This is a genomic window from Blautia sp. SF-50, assembly GCF_900101315.1.
Classification (GTDB): domain Bacteria; phylum Bacillota; class Clostridia; order Lachnospirales; family Lachnospiraceae; genus Blautia_A; species Blautia_A fusiformis.
Genome location: NZ_FMUW01000068.1, coordinates 1 through 1,907, shown reverse-complemented (window position 1 = coordinate 1,907; position 1,907 = coordinate 1). Strand labels below are relative to the sequence as shown.

Genomic DNA, 1,907 nt, shown 5'->3' with positions numbered 1-1,907 from the left:
AATCGAGTAGGAGGGAGTGATTAGCTCCCGTCCTCTCACACCACCGTGCGTACCGTTCGGTACACGGCGGTTTCAATAGTTGATGTGCACAGACTGATAGGCTGTGGCTAAATCATAAAAGCCACCGTTTATCAGTCTTTCTTTTGTCATGGCTTTCTTAACTGTTGTCAAATTCGCACAATACCAGTGTCCTCTTCGGCAGTTTGCCGCCATGTTCGCATAGTATTCGTGTACTCCCATCTTTATCAGATTTCTTTTCTTTGTTCTTGGAAGTTTCCACTGTTTCCATATACACATGCGTATTCTATGATAGAGCCATCCGTTGATATCTTCAATATTGTTCTTCATGCTTGCTATTCCGTAATAGTTCAGCCATCCTCTTGCATATATCTTGATTTTCTCAAGGCTTGGTTTGATTGACTGTACAGACTTACGGGAAGATAACTCTTTCAGTCTCGACTTAAACTTCTTCCATGACTTTGGATGAACGCGAACGTAGATACCGTTTCCATTCCTTCCCAATGCAAAGCCAAGAAACTTAAAATTTCGGATTGCAAACACGCTGACAGTACGGCTTTTCTCTCTGTTGACTGTGAGTTTCAGCTTCTCTTCAAGATATTTCGTACTGCTTTCCAGAAGTCTCTCCGATGCCCGTTTGCTCTTCGCAAGGAGCACAATGTCATCTGCATATCGGATACATGGGACTCCTCTCTTTACAAACTCCTGGTCAAACTCATTGAGGTAGATGTTCGCCAGTAGTGGGGATAGGTTTCCTCCTTGTGGCGAACCTTCCTCTGTTTCCATCACCACTCCATTCTCCATTACCCCGCTTTTCAGATAACGCTTAATCAACTGTACCACCCGTTCGTCCTTTACAGTCTTGCGTAGTAAGTTAATAAGGATTTCATGGTTAAGTGTATCAAAGTATTTCGATAAATCTAAGGATACTGCATAAGTGTATCCTTTTTCTGCATACTCCTTCACTTTAAGTATTGCGTCTTTGGTGCTTCTGCCCGGACGATAGCCAAAGCTACCATCTGCAAACAGCGGTTCATAGATTGGCACTAACTGTTGCATTATTGCCTGTTGGATGGTACGGTCTATCACCGTTGGTATGCCAAGCTTTCGCACACCACCGTCTGGTTTTGGAATTTCAACCCGCCTTACTGGAGATGGAGTATATTTTCCCCTGAGTATCCGGTTTTTCAGTTCCTGTTGATGTTCCTTTAGATATGGCAGGGTTTCTTCGATACTCATTCCATCAATACCTGCCGCTCCTTTGTTCGCCTTCACTCTTTTATACGCTCTGTTTAGATTATCTTTGTACAGTATCGCTTCCAAGAGTTTCGGCTGTGCACTGTCTCTTTCTTTCCATATCCGATTGAATGACCTTGACGCTTTCGCATACCCTTCATGTTCCGCACTATCTCTTTGCGAACAGCCACTGTTTGTGTTTTCTGTCATAATCAGTCATTCCTCCTTTCCCTGTTATATTCAAGACTCCTACTGATTCGGTCCTTCACCTTTCGGCTACTATGACCTCTGCTGACTTCTGTGTGCTCAGCATTGCTTTATGCAATGGTTACCTCTTTCAAGGCATACCTCACAGACCTCCCCGGGTACCACACGTTTCTTCCTCTCCATCCATCTGCCTCATTTATCATACTTGATTCCGTGTAGTTATTGGGCTTCAACTTGTATAGCAGCCTTACCCTCATGCATGACCTTATATGAGATTTCTGTTCGTCAGACCAGAGATTTGCCCGTGGTTAGTCTGTTCCCACATCCGGCTTCCTTCAGATTCCACCTCACGGTGGACACCCTTGCCTTCGGCTATATCCTTCCCACTACCGGGCGGATTCGGGACTTTAACCCGTTAGAAACGTGCACCGCCGGGCGCACTATAA

1 protein-coding gene is annotated in these 1,907 nt (G+C 44.8%); it reads right to left on the bottom strand.

All coding sequences use genetic code 11. The features are described 5' to 3' along the window. Positions 1-72 precede the first annotated feature (72 nt). Positions 73-1,464, bottom strand: a complete 1,392-nt coding sequence (gene ltrA, locus BLP57_RS17465; RefSeq protein ID WP_092073613.1) for a group II intron reverse transcriptase/maturase — start codon at positions 1,462-1,464, stop codon at positions 73-75. Positions 1,465-1,907 lie beyond the last annotated feature (443 nt).

Bases quoted from the DNA above. Each gene is read 5' to 3' on its own strand.
- ltrA (WP_092073613.1), bottom strand. From the start codon at position 1,464: ATGACAGAAAACACAAACAGTGGCTGTTCGCAAAGAGATAGTGCGGAA.